The organism is Christiangramia qingdaonensis (assembly GCF_048381525.1).
Lineage (GTDB): Bacteria > Bacteroidota > Bacteroidia > Flavobacteriales > Flavobacteriaceae > Christiangramia.
In genome coordinates, this window is sequence record NZ_JBLWIM010000008.1 from 46,243 (window position 1) to 66,851 (window position 20,609).

The window sequence follows — 20,609 nt, forward strand, 5'->3', positions numbered from 1 at the left end:
GTGATTAATCTATGATCATTTTTCAATCCAACTATGTGAATAATTGTAGTGATAGTCGTATACAACATTAGAACCACTGTGATCATCATTCCGCTCAAGATCGAAGTACAGCAAAGGCTCGCCCAGTATATCGTGGAATACCAGTTTAAGGGTACATTATCAGCCTCTGTGATCTGTATATTGAATAACTGGAACATCACCAGAGCACTAATGATTAGCACTGTATCAAGTTTGGCAATATCCAGAACCTGGTAATAATGTTCACTTTTTAGCTTGGATTCAGTACCGGTACTAATTCCCAATAAAGTTAATAGCAAGGTAAGTATCGTCGCAGAAGCAAGCGTGATCGTATTACATAGCATATTGAGTCCGCTATGGGAAGATTCTATAAGCTCTTTCGCTTCGTAACCGGAAAGCTGTCCTAATAAGAATATACCAAGTCCGGTAATTACGGTAGCGATGATACCTCCGTAAATTGCTTTTCTGTTCTCGCTAAAGAAGTTTCTCATTGTATTCTTTTTATTGATGGAATGGACAAACCCAGTCTTTCCCGGTTGCCTTGCCACTATATTGTTTTGCTTCGCTTGATGATCCAAAATCTTCTAACATGGGATTCATACTCCCCTGTAATTCTTTATCCCGATCTCTAATCTTATCACGAACTTTTTCGTAGGCTCCCATTTCCCTTAATTTCTCAAACTGCGCATGCAGATTAAAGGCTATGGAAGGATACGGACTTCTACGAGCTTTTCTCGAACTGTTGGGATGCATCCCTACAATATAAAAAGATCTTCCGGCAATACTGAAGCTAAAATTATCATCTTCTGGATCACTGCTTACTGCTGGGTCCCAGTCTTCAGTATCAATCTTTTCGATTTCTTCCAGCTGTTTCCATAACAATTGCTCAAATTCATCTTCCGTAGCAATATCAGAATCCGGAAAAACTGCGATCAAAGATTTAAAATCGTTTGTCTCAAAATCATATTCGGCAATGTACTTTTCAAGATCCATTAATAAATTTTTGGTTTGCTGGGGATCTCCCAACTTGCCGTATTGTTTGGTTTTCACATGTTCCTGGCTAAATACTGTTTGCGCCATGATACATGGATGATCCTCATCAAGGATCCAATGTTCAAATTTCTCTTTCGTTTTCATCTTCATTCAATTTTAATACTACATATATGCGGCCTCTGGCTGGTAGGACTGCTCGATTAAACCCTTATCTGGTTGCTTCAGTATTTCAATAGTACTTCCATCTGCCTCCCATCGTATCAAACCTAGCTTTCTAAATTCCTCGAGCCAGTTCTCCATGACCCATCTTTCCCATTTCTCGTAAAATATTCGCGCATTGATCACGATAGCTTCTACCTGGTGAACAGGTGGTGAATGCACCGGATGTTGCTGGTGGTAGACTTTTGCTGGTGATAATAGTAAAGGATAGATACTTTTCATTTGACGCATCTTCATAGCCACATCTGTATCTTCTGCACCGTAGCCTGTAAATTGAGCGTCGAAACCTTCCAATATTTTGAATAACTGCTTCGGGATATAAAATGCGAGGCTCCAGAATAGCATATAATCACTGGCTTCGACTAGTTCACTGATCTCTGGCCGGGCTGGATGAGCAGCACTTAGATCTTCCAGATCGCTCAATTCAAAATTCTGCGGAATGCTACTCTCAAGATAATATGGATTTCCCATAATTAGAGTTTTATGAGCCAGACCTTGGGTGATCATATCATCAAAAAAATCTGGATGTGGAATACAATCAACATCGAGAAATATTAAGTGATCAAATTTGGCATTTTCAGCTCCAATATTCCTTGCTTCAGCAATAGGAAGGTTAGCGCCCTTAGAACTAATTTCCGAAATCTCTATTGGTAAATCCTTAAAAGCGGTTAAGTCTGGCACCTCATCAATAGCCACGATCCTGATCTCATCTGGCTGCAAACTACTTCTTTTAACACCCTGGAGTAAATTATGTAAATGTGCTTCACGACCTTTCACGATCGTGATCACTGAAAATTTTATCTTATTCTGCATGTTCTTCCTGTTGTTGGTTTGCAAATAGTTCTGGAATTAATGGTAACCGATCATAATTCCCATCTAAATGTATTTTTAGATTATTAATCGCACGAAGATCATCATCGACATCCCACGATCTATGCTTTAATATTTCTGAATCATCCAGTTCAAATATAGAATTTGGATCTATCGCCAGATCATGCTGGTATAGATGGGTCGCAGTAGTTTCCTGCTCATTATAGGGCCTATCCTCCGGGATCGCCACAAAAGCTTTCTTCGCCTGCAAGATTTCGGTTACGGAGTTGAGTCCGCAATTCGCCACGACAAGATCAGCTTGCTCTAATAAATTCTGGAAATTTTGAACATAACCACAGTTCCTGATCCTGGAAATGGTGAAGATCTCTTCTGGCATCCCGATAACTTTGATCTCTGCGGAAGTAAAACGTTCCGGAAGTAGATCAATCGCCTGTAGAAGTCTTTCATTTCCTCCTCCTCCACTAATTACGAGGATGTTATTCACTCCTTCTGAAGTAGCCGTTATTTCCTGCCCAATCTTTCGATCTGTAACAAAGCCCAGGTAGATCGTTTTCTTCCGAAGCCAATCAGGAGTTTGATCGCTTTCAAATTCTTCAGGGTAATATGCAAGAACAAATGCAGCTCCCTGGAAAGCCTGTATATGTGCCGCATCATCCCTGTGACCTGGAAGTTTGACGTACGCATAAGGAATTGAAGAAACTCGCATCAAAGCTGCAATTTCTACGCTTACATCAACAATCATAAATTTGATGTTCCTTTCCACAACTTCCTGCAAGATCTGCGCGCTTCGCAATTGTATAGATCTTTGGCCCACCGGACTGTAATGCAAATAATCTGGTTCTGCAATCTGGTTTTTGAAACTTGCCGTACCATCTAGATTTTCATCTGGCAGCCGTACGAATTGGCCTTTCAAGGCCTCCGGTTTTTTCAAACTACTAAAAGTGCAAATTTCATTCTCAAAAACCTTTGCAAACAAGCGGGCAAAATTAAGATGACCACTACCATGCTGATGTGCGTAATACCCTATCATACCGCAATTTTTTTCAGATTTTCCGAGATCATTTTCCGGTAAAGATTTTCATAAGCATCTACCATTTGTGCTTTATCGCAAAATTCGATAGCTCTTTGACGACAATGATTTCTATTCAGCTTTGAACTCGAATGGATTGCATTTACAAATCCTGCTTCATCTTCAAGGTCAATAAGAACGCCGGTTTCCTTAGTTAAAATTTCAGGAGCAGCTCCTACGTTAAAAGATACAACAGGAGTTCCACAAGCGAGTGATTCAGCAATTACGAGTCCGTAAGGTTCGTCCCATACACTGGTAAATAAGGTCACTTCAGAAGAACCAATCAATTTATTTAACCCTTTATGCTTAAGGTGTCCAATATATTCCACTCCTTCCAGCTCTAATCTTGGCTCTACATATTCTTTGAAATATTCAGAATTGCTAAGTGGTCCGGCCAGGACAATTTTCTTATTTGCTTTCAAGGCATAATCTATAGCCAGGTGTGGTGCTTTTTCCTTGCAAATTCGACCAATCCAGCAAAGTTTATCTTTTTCAGCAGATTTGGAAAAGGTCCACGCAGCAGTGTCGATTCCGTTATAGACTACTTCTGTTTCCGCAAGTAAGTGAGCATAAGTCTTACCAAGTTTTTTACTTACTACGCTAAATTTTTCACTATGATCTCTTCCGAAGATACTATCAAGGCCCGCGTGAATGCTATCAAAAACCGGTGTATGAAAAGAAGTTAGAAATTGAAGCCTGCTACTGGCTCCCCAAATTATTGGTAATTCGTGCATGCTATGATTATGCACTACATCATAATCAATAGATTCGATGATCTCCAGTACATTTCTATACATAAGTTCATCCATTTTAGATTCTGTCAATTCTTTATTAGCAACCTGAACCAGGTCCAGAGAAGTCACATCAAATTGAGGATCTGAGCCGGATAGCGCGTATAAATGAACTTCATGGCCTCGTTCCATAAGCGTTTGTACCAGCTGGTGAGTGATCATTTCCAAACCACCGGCATATGGCTCGGCAATGGGAAATTTATTATGCGCGAGAATGGCTATTTTCATCTGGGATTATTTTTAGTTGGTTAATGGTTTTAGGCGTAAATTCAGAATAGAGATAAATTCCTGATAGAAGAAAGAGTAGGCTTACCTGAAGACTATACATTGCAATCCCGGTTTTTCCAACGGCAAATAACAACATTGTCATGGTAAGCAAAAGGACCGGAATCCTAAGCGGAATATGTTTGAGACTGGATACCGATGCAAATTTGCTAGTTGTCACAAAACTTGCCGGCATTCCTACTACAGCCATAATGGGAGAAAAAGCCATCTCAAAACTTAGGGCAATATGAATCAAAAATGCTTTAAAATTATACTGAAAAGTGTTTTTTCGATTAGATAGGAATAAAAACAATTTGCCAAAGACGTAAATGCTAAACTGACCTAAGATAAGCATGGGAATCCAGTCTGAAATTTGGCAGTTCGTAAATATTTCTGCCAGTATATAAAGCAAACTGAACGCGATAGGAAATGACAGTAAATTCACCCACGCAGATAATTGCATAAATACAGATAGTTTACATTGATCCTTTACACGAAGGCTACAAAATTTCAAAAAGCACTGCGTATTTCCATATACCCATCGATGTCTTTGCTTGCGCAGATCTGCAATACTTCCTGGCATAACTCCCTGCCCTAAAATTTGATTTGAGAAGTAGGTTGTAAACTTTTCAGACAGGAATTTTATTCCGAGGTGTGCATCTTCAGTCAGGGATTCTGTAGGCCACCCTGAAACAGAAAGTAGTGATGCTACTCTTATCATACTTAAGGTGCCAGTTGGTAAAGTGGAAAGACTTCGATTTCCCGCCTGAGCATAACTACTGAAAAAGTGTTCCAATTCGTTGAATAAACCATGGCGTTCATGATGAAGTGTATAATGCTGAGGGAATTGAACCACCGCTGCATCAGTACCATCAATAGTTGCTACAGCTTTGGAAAGACTATCTGGTTTCAGTATATAGTCGGCATCTACAGTGAATATATATTTGGTATCCGGATGCATTAGCTTTAAGCATTGGTTCAATGCGCCAGCCTTGTATCCATCAAGCCTGTCGAAGTGTTTAAAGATGACTTTTTCAGGATATCTATTGCAAAATTCACGGACCGGTTTCCAAAGTTTTTTATCTGAAGTGTTATTATCCAGTACTACGATCTCATAATTCTCATAGTTAAGCTGAAGAGCCGCCCGAACTGTTTTAATAACCAAATCTGAAGGTTCATTGCAAATAGCAATATGTATTGAAACTTTCGGCGATTTTTCAAATTTTGAAGATTTCGACAACGATTTATTCTGTCGCCTACAGAATCTGACTCTAACGATCGATTCTACTAACATTAGAAGACTTAACAGGCTTAAAAATATGATCAAAGTCGTTTCAAAACCCACCACAAAATAGGATAATATCACCGCAAGGAACATGACATAGCAAAGCATTAAAATGTTTTGAGATACTTTCAAAATTTCTTTTTCTTTTTACGAATTTGGTGGAAGTAACGCATGATTGTGTGCGGTTTTACATTTGAGCTTAACGATATTCTTCTAATTAGGAAAGGTTTAACTCTAGAATACTCAAGGAATACACAGTTGTTAATATTTTAGTATTAGAAAAACCGACCACTAATAATGCAAACCATCAAAATTGCTGAAACGTCAGCCAAATCAATATTAAAAGAACTAGCATCTGTTTTTGAAACGGACTATACAGAGAATTATGGAGAAGCTTATATCGAGTTTTCCAATGAGCATGGGAATGGTATAATATCAGGTATAAATTTTCCTAACGGTGTCGGTATTTTTAGATTTGAAACAAATTTAAAGGAAGATACCTGTTTAGATTTCCATGGTGATCTGGTGCATCCTTTTAAATTTATATATGTTATAGAAGGCCGCCTGGATCATAGGTTCCGGGATGAAGATATCGTGCATCACATAGAGAAGGATCAGTCAGTAATAATTGGGGCGAATAGTGGAAGCGGTAATAAGATCATGTTTCCGGGAGGTATGACGATCTCTGTAGTTGTGCTGGATGTTGATAGAAAGAAATTTGTAGAGCAACTTACATTTCCTCTGGAAGAAATGGATGATATCTATCACAGAATATTTGCAGATACTAATGCGATGCGTACCCTTTATCACCATACTCAATATAGTCTTAAGATGTCCCATCTAATTCAGGAATTAAGAGACTTTACTACACCTGGACTGGAAAGAGTAAGTTATCACGGGGCGAAAGCATTGGAGCTTCTTACATTTATGCTTATGCTTTATCGGGATGACAGTAAGCCTGAGGATCATCAAAATGTAATAAGGCAGAAAGATCTGGAAAAAGTGAAACAGGTGATCTTCCAAATAGATAAGAATATTGCAGAACTTGGCAATATTAGCTCGCTCGCCCAATCGGTTGAGATAACCGAAACCAAATTACAGGAAGGTTTTCAAATACTTTTCAATTGCACGGTTCATGAATACATTCAACGTAAAAGGATGGAAACCGCTATGCTGCTATTGCTGAAGACCAGTAAAACAATTAGTGAGATCGTATATGAAATCGGTCTCAACAGCCGAAGTCATTTTTCCAAGATCTTTAAAGAAAAGTATGGAATGACTCCAACTGCTGTAAGAAATAAGGATAAAGTATGATCGTAAATTCTAATGCTGATGGTTGGGAGATATTCTCACATTCTGCGCATGGATTGCTGGCAGGTAAAATTGCAGACCAGCTGAAACCAGATATTAAAGGTAGAAATTGGGTAGCTACCCTCACTGCGATCGTAGAACATGATGACCGGCAATTAAACTTCAGAGAAAAGGATTACCTAACCAATATTGGTACTCCCCAGGATTTTCTCGATGAGGACAGAAATATTAACGAGATCATTAAAAGAAGCCGCAGGTTACTGGAACAAGCTAAACTTAAGTCTAGCTGGGTCACCATATTAGTCATGAAACACCTGGAGTTCTTATACAAGGATCTTTCTGAAGAAAGCAAAATGATCTATCGTTTTATGAATGAGATCCGTGAGGAAATAAAGAAACTCATGAAAGTAAATTCAATGACTGACCAGGAGGTACATGACCTTTACCAGATCATGGTATTTGCAGATAGATGTTCACTTATCCTTTGCCAGAATGGAGTACCCGCCAAAAATCGGGAACTTGAAATCAACACAAGTATTCAGAATACCAAATTTGTGATCTCAAGAAATGAAGCTGATGACATCTTTATAGAGCCGTGGATTTTTGAACAGGATTCTTTCGAGTTAAGTTGTGAATACAAAATGCTGGAAAAGGCGTCATTCTCCGGAAATAAAGAATTTGAAGATTGTCTTCGGAATACTCCAATTAGTCTGAGGCATTGGAAGATTAATAAATTAAATGAAGACTTTTAGAGCTAAGTTGATTCATTAAACTGAAATATGTAGCTAACTGAAATTTTCTAGTGATCTTAGTATGCTTACAACTACACAAAAAGGCATGAATACCAATACTAAGTCCGATATTGATAAGTTTTGGAACAGGTTTCTAAGTTCTAACCCTGACTATTCTACTAAGACAATTCCTCCACACTACTTTTTTTGTGATAATAAGAAGGATGCAGATGAATGCGCAGATCTGGTAGTCAAAGACATCAAAAAAGCCACGGCTACTTCCCGGTGGTGGTTCAATCAGCATAAAGAGTGTCTACCGAAAGTTGACGATCTCGCAATTGTAACAGACTGGATTGGAAATCCAAAAGCAATTATCGAAACTACTAAAGTAGAACACGTAGCTTTTAATAAAATAACCGCAGAATTTGCTGAAATTGAAGGTGAGGGGGATAAGTCGCTTGAATATTGGAAGAAAGTGCATCTGGCTTATTACGAACGGGAGATGGAAAGTTACAATGATGAATTTGATGAGAACATGATCATCGTATGTGAACATTTTCGAAGAATTTATAGTGAGGTTTGATTTTCAAACGGTATAATAGATGAAACTAGAAGTGTCTAGTATTATTCCAATATTAATAAATAAAATAGAGTGCAGACTATAATTTCTACGGTAACCGAGCTTATTAGTGAAAATCTGGATGATAAGGTTGTCTTAAAGCTTTTGGTTTAAACTAAACGATTGGTTAGTTTTGTACCAGCATTATGGCAAGAGCAAAAAAATATAACGAGAAAGAAGTAGCAGAAAAGGCAATGAATCTTTTCTGGAAAAACGGCTATGCGAATACATCGATGCAAATGCTCGAAAAAGAAATGGGAATTAATAAGTTCTCTATCTATTCCAGCTTTGGCAATAAAGATGGTCTGTTTCTAAAAAGTCTGGATTGTTATAAATCAAGATTGTTCGTGCTTGTAGATAAGCTGGTAAAGTCAACCAATGGGATTCCCGCGATCAAGGAATACTTTTACGATTTTGTAGATTTCACGAGAGACACTAAACATGGTAAGGGCTGCCTGGTCACCAACACGGCGAATGAAATTGGTTTAGAAAGCGAAGAGGAAATTCCGCAGGTTCTAAAAAGTTTTACTGATGAGATCAAGCAAGTGTTTGCTGATAAACTTAAGAATGAAAGAAATTACGATTTGGATATGATCGAAGAACAAGCAGATTATCTCCTGATATCGATGTTCGGACTTTCCTCTGCCACCAGAATTTTTTCTGAAGACCAATTGGAACATTATATTGAGAACATATTTAAGAACATATAAAAAAATTTACCCTAAAACTAAACGGTCGTTTAGATACGATTAAACTTTAATTAAAAATTGATAATTATGAATACTGAAAAGAACACAGACATTTTAACTGTACATACGAAAGAATCTGCTCCGGAAGGCGGAAAAGCACTTTTAGAAAAATCTGAAAAAGCTTACGGATATGTACCCAATTTGCATGCAGTACTTGCAGGCTCACCACAACTTTTAGATGCTTACCAACAGTTGCATGAGCTATTCTCAAACTCATCATTTGACAAGGATGAATTAACTGTAGTATGGCAAACGATTAATGTAGAGCACGAGTGTCATTATTGCGTTCCTGCTCACACGGCCATTGCCAAAGCGATGAAAGTTGATGATGCTATTAGCAATGCCCTGCGTGATAAAACAAAACTCCCTTCTGAAAAGCTTGAGGTTCTTAGAAATACGACCCTCACACTTACCAGAAATCGTGGAAATATCTCTAAACCTGAGATCCAGGAATTCTTTGATGCAGGTTATTCTCAAAGACAATTGCTTGATATTGTACTAGGCCTTTCTCAAAAAGTGATTAGCAACTATACAAATCACATTGCTGAAACTCCAATCGATAAAGGTTTTGAGTCTTTTAAGTGGAACGCATAATATTGCAGACATATTTAGAATAGAGCAGCCCCAAATGGCTGCTCTTTTTTGTTTCAATTTTTTCATATTAGTACGGTAAGATCCTAATCCTTAAATTTCGATCCTAATTTTAAGCTTTCGAATTTGGGTTATCTTCCAAAAGTCAAAATTTGCTGCATAAGCAGTATTGCCGAGGCAAAACTCGCCATTAATGCGGGTGTAGATGCAATTGGTTTAGTAGGACCTATGCCTAGCGGTCCGGGAATTATTGACGATCGGCTAATTGCTGAAATTGTTCAGGAGATCCCTCCCGGTATTGAAACTTTCCTGCTTACCAGCGAAACTTCAGCTGAAAATATAATAGCTCACCATCGAAAAGTGAATACATCAGTCATACAACTGGTTGATCAAATAGAACTTTCAGAATATAAAAGGATCAGAGACCACCTGAATCAGGTTCAATTAGTACAGGTCATTCATGTGACTGGTTCCGAAGCAATACGGGAAGCACAAAAAATTTCCAGCTACGTTGATACCATCTTACTGGATAGCGGAAATCCTGGACTGGCAGTTAAAGAACTCGGAGGTACCGGCCGAACTCATAACTGGAAAATAAGCAGGCAGATCATTGATAGTCTGGATATTCCGGTTTACCTCGCTGGAGGTTTAAAACCTGAGAATATTCAGGAAGCAATCAGAGCTGTTAAACCATTTGGAGTGGATCTTTGTAGTGGCGTTAGAACTAATGATCGTTTAGACTCTAAAAAACTGCTCAAATTTTTCAGCAATCTAAAGCAGTGAAATTCTAAAATCCAAAATATTTGCTGGTCTTTTGATGACCCTGGAATAACTGTTAGTCCTTTGCGTTAACTCTGAAAACTTACTTGTCGTTGTACAACAAATTATAAAATTCGGAAATTGCTTGCAGAAATTGGATTTTACTCTAATTTTGCGAAAAATTCACAAATTTTTAACACAACACAACAACGACATGAAAAGATTAGTACTGCTGCTACTAGTAGCATTATTTTCAAATTTTGGAGCCCAAGCGCAGGTTACCACAGCAGAGATTAGTGGAACCGTAGTCGATGATCAGGGAACTCCGCTGCCCGGTGCGAACATTACAGCTGTTCACACACCAACAGGTACTCAATACGGTGCCGTTACAAATTTTGATGGGGATTTCACCTTATTGAACCTTAGAGTTGGAGGACCTTATACCATCTCTGCTAGTTTTGTAGGTTTCAAGACTTCAATTTTAGAAGACGTTAACCTTAATCTTGGTCAAACTTTCAATGTAGATGTGAATATGGTAGCAGATGCTACTCAACTTGATGCGGTTATCATTACTGCTACCAGGAACCAGATCATTAACTCTGATCGTACTGGAGCTGAAACTAACATTGGTCGTAAAGAATTAAAAACGCTACCTACAATCTCTCGTTCAGCATCAGATTTTTATCGTTTAGAACCTACAGCTTCCAGCAACGGATCCTTCGGTGGTCGTAATGACCAGTTCAATAACTTTAGCCTGGATGGTTCGATCTTTAACAACCCATTCGGTCTGGATGCCGCTACTCCTGGTGGTCAAACTAATGCACAACCGGTTTCGCTGGATGCTATAGACCAGATCCAGGTATCTACAGCACCTTACGATGTAACACAGGCTGGGTTTACCGGAGCTTCTGTTAATGCTGTGACTAAAAGTGGTACCAATGAGATCGAGGGAACTGTTTACGGTTTTTACCGTAATGAAGATATGACCGGAGATAAGGTTGGTGGCGATGATATTATCGTACCAGATCTAACACAAGCCCAGTACGGTGTTAGTATAGGAGCACCAATAATCAAAGATAAATTGTTTGTATTTGCCAATTTCGAGAGAGACGAACGTCAGGATCTTGGATCTAATTTCGTAGCTGGCAGACCAGGTCTTACAGGATCAAATGTTTCCAGAGTTTCTGCGGAAGATCTTGATTTCGTTTCCAATCAGCTTTCAACTTTGGGTTATGAAACCGGACCCTATGAAGGTTATACTTTTGATACTGAATCAACTAAAGGATTACTGAAGCTTGACTGGAACATTAACCAGAATCATCGAATGGCTGTAATTTATAATTTCCTTGATGCATCCAGAGATTTGCCGGCTAACCCGGAAGCTATTGGCCGAAGAGGTCCAGACCTTACTACCCTGCAATTCAGGAATTCAGGCTACAGGATCAACAACAAGATCGATTCTTGGTTAATTGAACTTAACTCTAACTTTGGAAATAATATTTCTAATAAATTCCAGGCTGGATATACTCATTTTGACGATAGTCGTGATCCTTTTTCTGCTCCTGCTCCACCAATTAATATTCAGCAAGATGGTGTGCGTTATATTGTAGCAGGTCACGAACCTTTCTCCATAAATAACAGACTTGATCAAAACGTTTACCAGATCACCAATAACCTGAACATGGTTAAAGGAAATCACACCTTTACTTTTGGTGCTAGTTTTGAAAAATTTGAATTTGACAACTCATTTAACCTTGGAGCATACGATTACAATGGGGATGCTACTTTAGGCACAGGTCCCGTAAGTACATTTTTCGATGCTTTTACCAGTGTACGAATAGATCCTAATAATCCTGGAACTTCATTTGAAGAGGCAGTGAATAATGGTACTATTGGAGCAGCCCTTCAAAATGCGCAGAATACATTTGATAGTCGAAATGCTAATGACAGTTGGGCACTTGCTGAAACTAATGTTGGACAGTTCGCTCTTTATGCTCAGGATAAATGGAAAATAACTGATGATTTTACATTTACTTACGGACTAAGAGTTGACAAACCTCTTTATTTTGATACTGAAGATAAGATCCAGGAAAACATTGACCGTCTTGCCGGTGGTACTTTTCCAAATGGAGATTATCAACCAGGAATCACTTACTACAATGAGGATGGTGAAGCGCTTAATTTAAACAGTCTCGAACTACCTTCTAATAAACTATTATGGTCTCCAAGAGTTGGTTTCAACTGGGATGTAATGGGAAATAATCAGTTACAGCTTCGTGGAGGATCAGGGATCTTCACAGGTAGACTTCCTTTCGTATGGATAGGAAACCAGGTAGCAAACCCTGCGTTTTATTTCTATCAAACTACAGCACCAGATTTCCAGTTTCCGCAGGTTTGGAGAAATAGTTTGGGAGCAGATTATAAGTTTGAAAACGGACTTGTTGCAACCACAGACCTTATTTATACAAAAGATCTAAACGCACAAATGGTTAGAAATTATGGTCTTTCAACTCCAACTGGAACTTTGAATGGTGTGGACAATCGTCCGGTTTACCAGACTAGTGATCGTGCAGTGAACGAGTTTGGTGGAGTAACTAATGCTTACGTCTTCACGAATACAGATGTTGGATATTCCTTCAACTGGTCTGTGAAATTAAGCAAGAACTTTGAAAAAGACTTTTTTGCAAGTGTTGCCTATAATTATCTGAAATCTGAAGATGCCAGCTCTCTTGATGCTGAGATCTCCAGTGATGCTTATGACCGGAATCCGGCTATTGGCAATGTAAACAGAGCTGTAAGCACTCCTTCAAGATATGGTGACAAACATCGTATTGTAGGACAGTTGAACAAGCAATTTTTCTACGGGAAGGATGACAGATGGAGAACATCTATCGGTGCATTTTACGAGTATGCTCAGGGAGGAAGATTCTCTTACACCTATTCTGGAGATATCAACAACGACGGATCTGTTTTGAATGATCTTATTTATATTCCAACTCAGTCTGAACTTCAGCAATACCAGTTTACAGGAAGTATTGAGGAACAAGCTGCGCAAAGAGAAGCTTTTGAAAGATTTATTCAACAGGATGAATATTTGAATGATAATCGTGGTGATTATGCAGGGAAGTATGATATTTTGAGTCCATGGAGAGGACGCTGGGATGTGAAATTCCTTCAGGACTACAACTTTAAGGTTGGTGAAAAAACAAATACGATCCAGTTTAGTATCGATATCCTTAATTTCGGAAACCTGATTAGCTCAGACTGGGGTGTGATCGAACGACCTGTTAATGATCAACCTGTTGGAGTATTCGTGGATGACACCAATACACCTGTGTATACATTCGGTGGCCAGACCAGAACATTTGCCAATGACTTTAGTCTTGACTCAAGATGGCAGGCTCAGGTTGGATTACGTTATATTTTCTAATGCTAATGAGTTCAATTACAGAAAAGCAGCCTTTACAGGGCTGCTTTTTTTATGCTTTCAATTCAGATTTAGTTAACTCACAGCATTCCTGGCAAAGTTTGACGTATTCATAATGCTGGTTCGCCTTTACAAGCATCAGATCAGTATCACTACCACTTCCTATTTCCACTCTTCCGTTTTCATCCGGTAACAATTCACAATTTCCCAAATGCAGTACATGGTATTTATTAAATCTTAATCGTTTTTCTATATAAAAGGTATGGGTTTTCTTACCATTTCTAAACAGGTTAAATAGAGTATCGATAAATTGCTGTACGTTCATACATTAGTTTATGGAAATTTAATTGCTCTGTTTTGAATTGGTGTTTCAGCTATTTTAATAAAAGCGGGCTAGCATTATCTCTTTGTTAAGCACACGATTGGCAGTAAAAACAGTTTTAGGTGACCAATGTTACTTTTGCTTTCATTTTGCAGTCCTATCTTTGCTTTATTAAACGCTACAATTATGAAAATCGAACAAATTTATACGGGATGCCTGGCTCAGGGCGCTTATTACATAGAAAGTGATGGAGAAGTCGCTATTATAGATCCGCTGAGGGAAGTTCAGCCATACCTGGACAGATTAACTGAAGCTGGCGCAAAACTCAGCTATATTTTTGAAACACATTTTCATGCTGATTTTGTTTCGGGTCACGTAACGCTTTCAGAAAAAACAAACGCCCCTATTATCTACGGGCCAGTTGCGAATCCCGAATTTGAAGCGATCGTTGCTGAAGATGGACAGGAATTTAACCTTGGTAAGTTGACGATCAAAGTACTGCATACTCCTGGACATACAATGGAAAGCACGACCTATTTACTGAAGGATGAAAATGGTAAGGACCACGCCTTATTCACAGGAGATACACTTTTCCTTGGAGACGTTGGCCGTCCAGATCTTGCGCAAAAGGCCGCTAGTATGACCCAGGAAGAACTCGCAGGAATACTATTTGATAGTCTGCGGGAAAAGATCATGCCGCTTGCAGATGATATTATAGTATATCCCGCCCATGGAGCAGGTTCTGCCTGTGGAAAGAACATGATGAAGGAAACGGTGGACACCCTGGGTAACCAGAAGAAAATGAATTACGCTCTGAGAGCAGATATGACCAAAGCTGAATTTGTGAAAGAAGTGACTGATGGATTGCTACCTCCTCCTGCCTACTTTCCAATGAATGTTAAGCTAAATAAAGAAGGTTACGAAAGTATCGATAAAGTGATGGCTAAAGGATTGCAGGCACTAAGTCCTGAAGCATTTGAAGCGGCTGCGAATGAGACAGCTGCAGTAATGCTGGATATTAGACACCAGGATGAATTTGCAAAGTCACATATTCCAGGCTCGATTTTTATAGGTCTTGATGGCAGTTTTGCCCCATGGGTAGGCGATCTTATAAAAGACGTTGCACAAACAATTCTATTAATTGGTGATGAAGACAGAATTGAAGAAGCGATCACCAGATTGTCCAGAGTAGGTTTCGATAATACCATTGGCTATCTTAAAGGTGGTTTCAAATCGTGGATCGATGCTTCTAAGGAAACCGATACTGTGGAAACGATCAGTGCGCTAGACCTGAAGTCAATTGTAGAAGATGCACCTGTTTTTGACGTAAGAAAACCAGGCGAATTTCAATCTGAACACTTGCCTAATGCAGTTCACACATCTCTTTCCGAGATAAATGAGCACCTATCAGAATACCCTGAAAATGAGAAATTTTATCTTCATTGCGCGGGTGGTTACCGTAGTATGATCGCCGCATCAATTTTAAAAAGTAGGGGAATTCACAATCTTGTCGATGTACAGGGTGGTTTTAACGCCATCAGGGAAGCTGGTCTAGAAACGACGGACTATGTATGTCCATCAACGCTATAAGTGATAATTTTAAATATATGAGGCGGTCATTTTGATCGCCTTTACTTTTGTAAAACCAGGGTTGTCATTGCTCTTATGTCCTGAACATTCGTAGTCTTTACAGGTTCCAGCAGTTTGAGATCGTATTTGTTCGTTAATTGAGAAATAGTCTCCCTGTCTAAATAATAGCCTGCTTTCCAATCATTATATGAATCTGATAACTCTACTGTAGCCTTCAGCAAACCAATATTAGAAGCTGTTCTAATAAAAATACTTCCTGTAGGCTTCAGAACTCTTATTAATTCTGAAAACATTCTATAAAAATGATTTTCATCTTCAGCAAAATGAAGTACAGCGCTGCAAATAATATGATCAAAATGAGCATCTGGAAATGGTATTTCTGAAAGTTTGGCAGGCATCAACCTCGCCTGCAATTTTGGGAAAATTTCCTTCGCTAAACGCAATCTTTCCAGGTCCATGTCAATTCCCCAAATATTATAATCGAATCCTGCGAACCATCTTAGATTTCTACCTTCACCACAACCTGCATCAAGTATTCTATCGCTTCGCTTATACTTCTGCTTCATGATCTGGTCGATCAGGTAGATATCCATATTTTGTATATACTGAAATATTTGTGATTCTTCCATTGGAGTCTTATTTTCGGAACAAAGATAGAGAAGCAACTAATGTTACTCAACAGGCAGCAATTCTATCTTACTTTTGTAAAAAAATTAGATGAACCTCTTCCGAAGATTATTTCTAAGTCAGCAAAACACAAATCATAACATAGTCAGGTTAGATCCGGATGATTTCAAGAAAGCCATTTCAAAAAATTCTGGGAAACTTATTGATGTACGTACAAAAAGAGAATTCGCTAACGGTGTAATTCCCGGCGCGATCAATCATGACCTTATGCAAAAGAATAATTTTCTACAAGCATCTTTTCACTGGTCAAAATCTGAGCCTATTTATCTCTACTGCCAGTCGGGAATGAGAAGTATGAAGGCAGCCAGGCTTTTGTCGCGCAACGGATTTACGAAGATCTATGAGTTAAGAGGAGGAATCTCAGGTTATGATCTCTAAACAAAATTCATGAGAAAAATAAATTACGCAATCATCTTACTCTCAATATTAGGCTTTACAATTTCAGGACATGCCCAGGGTAGACAGGAATACGGTAGCTGGAATGCTGCTTTTCTAACTAAGAATATTGGCGAGGACTGGAATGTAAGGCTGGAATATCATCATCGTACCACTTCTTTTCTTAAGTATCACGAACAAACTGTAATTCGCCCATCTATCGACTATCGACTCGATAGTATTTTTAGTTTTGCTGCCGGGTATAGTTACTTGCATAATGATCAAAATATCAACATCGCCAAACCAGATTTTTACGAGCATAATCTCTGGCAACAGGTGGCACTGAACCACGAAATTGGTTTGATGAATTTTAATCATCGATTGAGAGTAGAAGAACGTTTTATCGATGCTATCGTAGAGCGTGGTGGCCAGGAACTAATTGATGGTAGTAATTATCAAACCCGACTCAGATACCGCTTGACAGCCAGTATAAATGTCTTGAAAAACCCTAACATATCCATAGTCGCGTACGATGAGTTATTTCTAAATTTTAATTCTGGGATCTTACCAGACACAGTAGACCAAAATTGGATTTTTATAGGACCGCAAATAGGAATAGCGAAAGGCCTGAACATCACCTCAGGCTATCATTTTATTGTGTTACCTAGATCTGGAAATAACCTGCACAGGCATATTTGGGATACCATCTTAAGTTATACCTTTTAGACTGATGCGCTTTGGGAATTTGCAGGTGAAGGATTACTATTTCGTAGGCGTGCAGTTACTATTATTCCTTATTTATTTTATACCGGTAGATCTCTTTAGATTAAATATCCCTGATTGGTTAAGAATGATCGGTTTAATTCCCGGAATATTAGGGATTGGGCTGGCTTTTTTTACACTATTTCAACTTAGAAATATGTTGTCTGTGTTCCCTACACCAGTAGATAGCGGGAAATTGATTACCAAAGGTGCATTTTCGCTATCCAGGCATCCAATTTATACTTCAATAGTTCTCTCTGCTTCTAGCTTCGGAATTTTTTCTGAATCGGTATTTCGACTGATCATTACGGTACTGCTGTTTATTCTATTTTACTTCAAATCAAAATATGAAGAGCGTTTATTACTACTGAAGTATCCGGAGTATGCTGAATATTCGCGACACACTCCAAGATTTCTTTAATAAATCCAGATTTACCCCTTATTAATTACCAACTTCTGAAGCAGATACCAGTAAATTAGTCCAGAATTGCCAGAACCCGAGTAAGTTCAGCGCGGGTGTTCCAGAGTTTCTCCTGCACGCTAATTTGCTTCAGTCGTGCACTTATCAAACTTTTTTCCCGGGTATTGACGAGGAAAACAGAACTTTCGCCAAGTTGCAGCTTTCGTTCTTCAGCATAAAGCATGATTTCGTAATTTTCTACAAGTTGATTGATCATCAACACCTGCTCCTGGTAAGACAAAAATTGTTCTTTCAGCGCCCTTATTTTATTCTGAAGATTGAGTTGTTCGCTATATAATTCTAATTCTGCATCCTGAAGTTTGATTTTCGATTTTTGTAGATCCCCGCGTTCTTTCCGAAGAAATAAAGGAATACTGAAGTTTACACCAACTTTATAATTCTCATTGACAAAACTTTTTAAAATATCGGGATCGCCACTTAAAAAATTGTATTCCAGATCCAGCTTTGGGAGTAATTTGTTTGCTTTCAATCTTCTGTCAAATTCCAGAATTTCTACCTTATACTCCAATGACCGAATTTTCGGGTGCGTGGAAATTTCAGTATCACTTAAGAACTCGGCAGGAATCGTGCTATTTTCGAATAACGCATCCTCGGGATATACACGTTCCCTAATTACCAGAGGTGTATTATTTTCAGCCCATAAATATGTTCCTAATTGTTGAGAAGCCTTGAAAAACTTCAATCGTGCCTGTTCCAGGCTTAACTTACGGTCCTGTATTTGAATATCGGCTTCCAAAGTATCAATAGCAGGCTTATCACCTACTTCAAAACTGGAAAGGATTCCGTCATATCGAAACTGCGCATTCTCAATAAAGTTGTTGTACAACTTAAGCTCCCTATACGCGCTAATCCAGTCAAAATAAGCTACAGATGCGTCATAAAGAACTTTGTTCACCGCCAGTTGTTGATCTGCAAGAGATTGCTGCTGGTATGCTTTTGCCTGTTTTAAAGCAGCCATACGCTCGTTAATAAACAAACCCTGTCCTATAGGTACAGAAATTCCTGCTGCAAATAAACCATCATCTGGTACATTGTTCTGCGGATTCAAATAGAAACCTTCGTTCTGTTCAAATTTTGCCTTCAGTTCAACTCCATACCATGTTGGGATCTTAAAAGCTGCATTGAAAAGGTCAAAATAACGGGAATCTTTAAAGTCCTTTCGATCATAATTAGCTTCTATCTTCGGGTCAAAGCCACCTCTAGCCTTTAGCAATTCAGCATCACCAAGATCGGCTTTCAGTCTGGCCTGTCTAACTACCGGATGAAAGGTTTTTACCATCTGCAGGTATTCTTCAAAATTCAGAACAATACTATGCTGAGTCTGGCCATATTGTAACATTGGCAGAAAAAGCAAGGCAATAAGAAAAGTCCTGTTTAAACTCATTTCTTCTTGTCGGTTTCAGTTTTATTTTCCGGAGTATAATAATTTGGAGGGAAACCATTTAAATGACGCCATAATTCATACCAGATTGGTACGTCTTCCAATAATGCCAGTGTATTCGCCCCGGAACCCACTCTTAACGCATCTGGCCATTCGTGGTCGTTTTCATCTGGTGCCAGTAAAACTCTATACTTTCCATTGGGACTAATGAAATTCTCTATAGCAACTACTTTCGCACCGTAAGTACCGTAAGATACATTTGGCCAACCGCTGAATACGATAGCAGGCCAACCATCAAACTGTACTCTAACCTCTTCACCTTTATGCAATAATGGTAGGTCAATTGGCTTTACAAATGTTTCCACGGCAAGGTCATAATCTGAAGGCATGATATTTACCAACTGTTCACCTTCTTTAAAAGTCTCTCCGATCCCGGCTTTAATAGCCTTGTTTATATACCCGTTCTGCGGCGCTTTGACATAGTAGAGATCCTGCCTCATTTCATAATTCGTATAAGCGTTCTGGAGTTTACTCACTTCAGCCTGAGCATCGAATTTACCTGATTCTGCAGAGGAACGATCACTTTGAATCTTGGAAATCTTATCACTATACTCAGCAGCAGTACGATTAATTTCGATCCTGGCATTAATGATATCATTTCTACTTGCCATTAGCTTATTCTCTTGCGAAATTAGTTTCGCCTGAGTTTCCTGCAGTTTAAGTCGCTTTTCTTCTACATCGGTCATCGCTTTCAAACCTTCTTCCTGAAGGGTTTTAGTACGATTAAACTGAGTTTCAGCAATGCTCAGATTTGTTTTAGCGGCCTGCAGGTCAATGCTATCACTTTTAGTTTTCAGTTTTGCCTGCTCCAATTTGTTTCTTGCTTGTTCCAGCTTAAGTTCCCGTTCCTGTGCTAAGGCCTGTAATTGCGTGCCTAAAGCAGAGATCTTTTGATCATAGGATTTCAGGGAATTAGACTTGGAAGCTACCTGATCACCAGTTCTTTCTACCAGCGATGGATCAAAATATTCGTTTTTAACTTCGGTTATATGAAGGATCGTATCTCCTTTTTCAACATAATCTCCTTCATTTACGAACCATTTTTCGATCTTACCAGGAATGACCGACTGTATTGTTTGTGGTCTTTGCTCTGGACTTAAAGTAGTCACAGAACCATTTCCTGATATCGTCTGGGTCCACGGAAGAAAAAGTACGATAACGCCGAAGATCGCAGAGAACTTCAGGAATCTGTTGAAGTATTTAAAGTGTCTTGTATGCAGAACCTTTTTCCCGGCTTTGAATTGCCTTAGGTCAACCTGCTCATTCAATGGATTTCTGGTGATATTAAGCATAG

General features: G+C 38.8%; 21 protein-coding genes. 11 read left to right on the forward strand and 10 right to left on the reverse strand.

Annotated features, from left to right (window positions below):
• The 6 genes from ACNI3T_RS00970 to ACNI3T_RS00995 form a co-directional block, all read right to left on the reverse strand.
• On the reverse strand, positions 1 to 509 hold a 509-nt coding region (locus ACNI3T_RS00970; RefSeq protein WP_418226226.1), incomplete at its 3' end, for a hypothetical protein.
• 10 nt (positions 510 to 519) lie between these two features.
• On the reverse strand, positions 520 to 1,155 hold the full coding sequence (gene gntA / locus ACNI3T_RS00975) for a guanitoxin biosynthesis heme-dependent pre-guanitoxin N-hydroxylase GntA (protein WP_418226227.1): 636 nt from the start codon (positions 1,153 to 1,155) through the stop codon (positions 520 to 522).
• Between the two features lie 18 nt (positions 1,156 to 1,173).
• Positions 1,174 to 2,043 carry a glycosyltransferase family 2 protein gene (locus tag ACNI3T_RS00980; RefSeq protein WP_418226228.1) on the reverse strand — a complete coding sequence of 290 codons (870 nt, stop codon included), beginning with the start codon at positions 2,041 to 2,043 and terminating at the stop codon, positions 1,174 to 1,176.
• Positions 2,033 to 3,091, reverse strand: a complete 1,059-nt coding sequence (locus ACNI3T_RS00985; RefSeq protein WP_418226229.1) for a glycosyltransferase — start codon at positions 3,089 to 3,091, stop codon at positions 2,033 to 2,035. Before ACNI3T_RS00985 ends, ACNI3T_RS00980 begins: the two co-directional genes overlap by 11 nt.
• The gene (locus ACNI3T_RS00990; protein WP_418226230.1) at positions 3,088 to 4,149 is read right to left on the reverse strand and encodes a glycosyltransferase; all 1,062 of its coding nucleotides are present in this window, start codon (positions 4,147 to 4,149) and stop codon (positions 3,088 to 3,090) included. The genes ACNI3T_RS00985 and ACNI3T_RS00990 overlap by 4 nt, the downstream gene beginning before the upstream one ends.
• Positions 4,124 to 5,578: a glycosyltransferase family 2 protein gene (locus ACNI3T_RS00995; protein ID WP_418226231.1), complete on the reverse strand. Its 1,455-nt coding sequence runs from the start codon at positions 5,576 to 5,578 to the stop codon at positions 4,124 to 4,126. The genes ACNI3T_RS00990 and ACNI3T_RS00995 overlap by 26 nt, the downstream gene beginning before the upstream one ends.
• A gap of 189 nt (positions 5,579 to 5,767) precedes the next feature.
• Between ACNI3T_RS00995 and ACNI3T_RS01000 the strand changes: the two genes are divergently transcribed.
• From ACNI3T_RS01000 to ACNI3T_RS01030, 7 genes are all read left to right on the forward strand, one after another.
• Positions 5,768 to 6,784 carry a helix-turn-helix domain-containing protein gene (locus ACNI3T_RS01000; RefSeq protein WP_322302535.1) on the forward strand — a complete coding sequence of 339 codons (1,017 nt, stop codon included), beginning with the start codon at positions 5,768 to 5,770 and terminating at the stop codon, positions 6,782 to 6,784.
• Positions 6,781 to 7,533 carry a DUF3891 family protein gene (locus tag ACNI3T_RS01005; protein WP_418226232.1) on the forward strand — a complete coding sequence of 251 codons (753 nt, stop codon included), beginning with the start codon at positions 6,781 to 6,783 and terminating at the stop codon, positions 7,531 to 7,533. Before ACNI3T_RS01000 ends, ACNI3T_RS01005 begins: the two co-directional genes overlap by 4 nt.
• An 85-nt stretch (positions 7,534 to 7,618) precedes the next feature.
• Positions 7,619 to 8,095, forward strand: a complete 477-nt coding sequence (locus ACNI3T_RS01010; protein ID WP_418226233.1) for an ASCH domain-containing protein — start codon at positions 7,619 to 7,621, stop codon at positions 8,093 to 8,095.
• 182 nt (positions 8,096 to 8,277) lie between these two features.
• Positions 8,278 to 8,841, forward strand: a complete 564-nt coding sequence (locus ACNI3T_RS01015) for a TetR/AcrR family transcriptional regulator (RefSeq protein ID WP_418226234.1) — start codon at positions 8,278 to 8,280, stop codon at positions 8,839 to 8,841.
• Between the two features lie 66 nt (positions 8,842 to 8,907).
• A complete protein-coding gene (locus ACNI3T_RS01020; protein ID WP_418226235.1) occupies positions 8,908 to 9,474 on the forward strand; it encodes a carboxymuconolactone decarboxylase family protein in 567 nt (188 codons plus the stop codon).
• Positions 9,475 to 9,597: 123 nt separating this feature from the next.
• Complete coding sequence (locus ACNI3T_RS01025) at positions 9,598 to 10,254, forward strand: phosphoribosylanthranilate isomerase (protein ID WP_418226236.1); 657 nt, start codon at positions 9,598 to 9,600, stop codon at positions 10,252 to 10,254.
• Between the two features lie 190 nt (positions 10,255 to 10,444).
• Positions 10,445 to 13,660 carry a TonB-dependent receptor gene (locus ACNI3T_RS01030; protein WP_418226237.1) on the forward strand — a complete coding sequence of 1,072 codons (3,216 nt, stop codon included), beginning with the start codon at positions 10,445 to 10,447 and terminating at the stop codon, positions 13,658 to 13,660.
• 49 nt (positions 13,661 to 13,709) lie between these two features.
• Here ACNI3T_RS01030 and ACNI3T_RS01035 read toward each other — a convergent pair whose 3' ends face one another.
• Positions 13,710 to 13,982 (reverse strand): hypothetical protein, encoded by a 273-nt coding sequence (locus tag ACNI3T_RS01035; RefSeq protein WP_418226238.1) that lies wholly within the window; start codon positions 13,980 to 13,982, stop codon positions 13,710 to 13,712.
• Between the two features lie 183 nt (positions 13,983 to 14,165).
• Between ACNI3T_RS01035 and ACNI3T_RS01040 the strand changes: the two genes are divergently transcribed.
• On the forward strand, positions 14,166 to 15,569 hold the full coding sequence (locus tag ACNI3T_RS01040) for an MBL fold metallo-hydrolase (RefSeq protein ID WP_418226239.1): 1,404 nt from the start codon (positions 14,166 to 14,168) through the stop codon (positions 15,567 to 15,569).
• A gap of 41 nt (positions 15,570 to 15,610) precedes the next feature.
• Here ACNI3T_RS01040 and ACNI3T_RS01045 read toward each other — a convergent pair whose 3' ends face one another.
• Positions 15,611 to 16,198 (reverse strand): class I SAM-dependent methyltransferase, encoded by a 588-nt coding sequence (locus ACNI3T_RS01045; protein WP_418226240.1) that lies wholly within the window; start codon positions 16,196 to 16,198, stop codon positions 15,611 to 15,613.
• A gap of 88 nt (positions 16,199 to 16,286) precedes the next feature.
• On the opposite strand from ACNI3T_RS01045, the gene ACNI3T_RS01050 reads away from it, so the two are divergent.
• The 3 genes from ACNI3T_RS01050 to ACNI3T_RS01060 are packed head-to-tail and all read left to right on the forward strand — an operon-like array spanning position 16,287 to position 17,814.
• Positions 16,287 to 16,634: a rhodanese-like domain-containing protein gene (locus ACNI3T_RS01050; RefSeq protein ID WP_418226241.1), complete on the forward strand. Its 348-nt coding sequence runs from the start codon at positions 16,287 to 16,289 to the stop codon at positions 16,632 to 16,634.
• A 9-nt stretch (positions 16,635 to 16,643) separates the two neighbouring features.
• The gene (locus tag ACNI3T_RS01055; protein ID WP_418226242.1) at positions 16,644 to 17,357 is read left to right on the forward strand and encodes a DUF2490 domain-containing protein; all 714 of its coding nucleotides are present in this window, start codon (positions 16,644 to 16,646) and stop codon (positions 17,355 to 17,357) included.
• 4 nt (positions 17,358 to 17,361) lie between these two features.
• The gene (locus tag ACNI3T_RS01060; RefSeq protein WP_418226243.1) at positions 17,362 to 17,814 is read left to right on the forward strand and encodes a methyltransferase family protein; all 453 of its coding nucleotides are present in this window, start codon (positions 17,362 to 17,364) and stop codon (positions 17,812 to 17,814) included.
• Between the two features lie 55 nt (positions 17,815 to 17,869).
• Here ACNI3T_RS01060 and ACNI3T_RS01065 read toward each other — a convergent pair whose 3' ends face one another.
• Positions 17,870 to 19,258 (reverse strand): TolC family protein, encoded by a 1,389-nt coding sequence (locus ACNI3T_RS01065; protein ID WP_418226244.1) that lies wholly within the window; start codon positions 19,256 to 19,258, stop codon positions 17,870 to 17,872.
• Positions 19,255 to 20,607 (reverse strand): HlyD family secretion protein, encoded by a 1,353-nt coding sequence (locus ACNI3T_RS01070; protein WP_418226245.1) that lies wholly within the window; start codon positions 20,605 to 20,607, stop codon positions 19,255 to 19,257. The genes ACNI3T_RS01065 and ACNI3T_RS01070 overlap by 4 nt, the downstream gene beginning before the upstream one ends.
• Positions 20,608 to 20,609 lie beyond the last annotated feature (2 nt).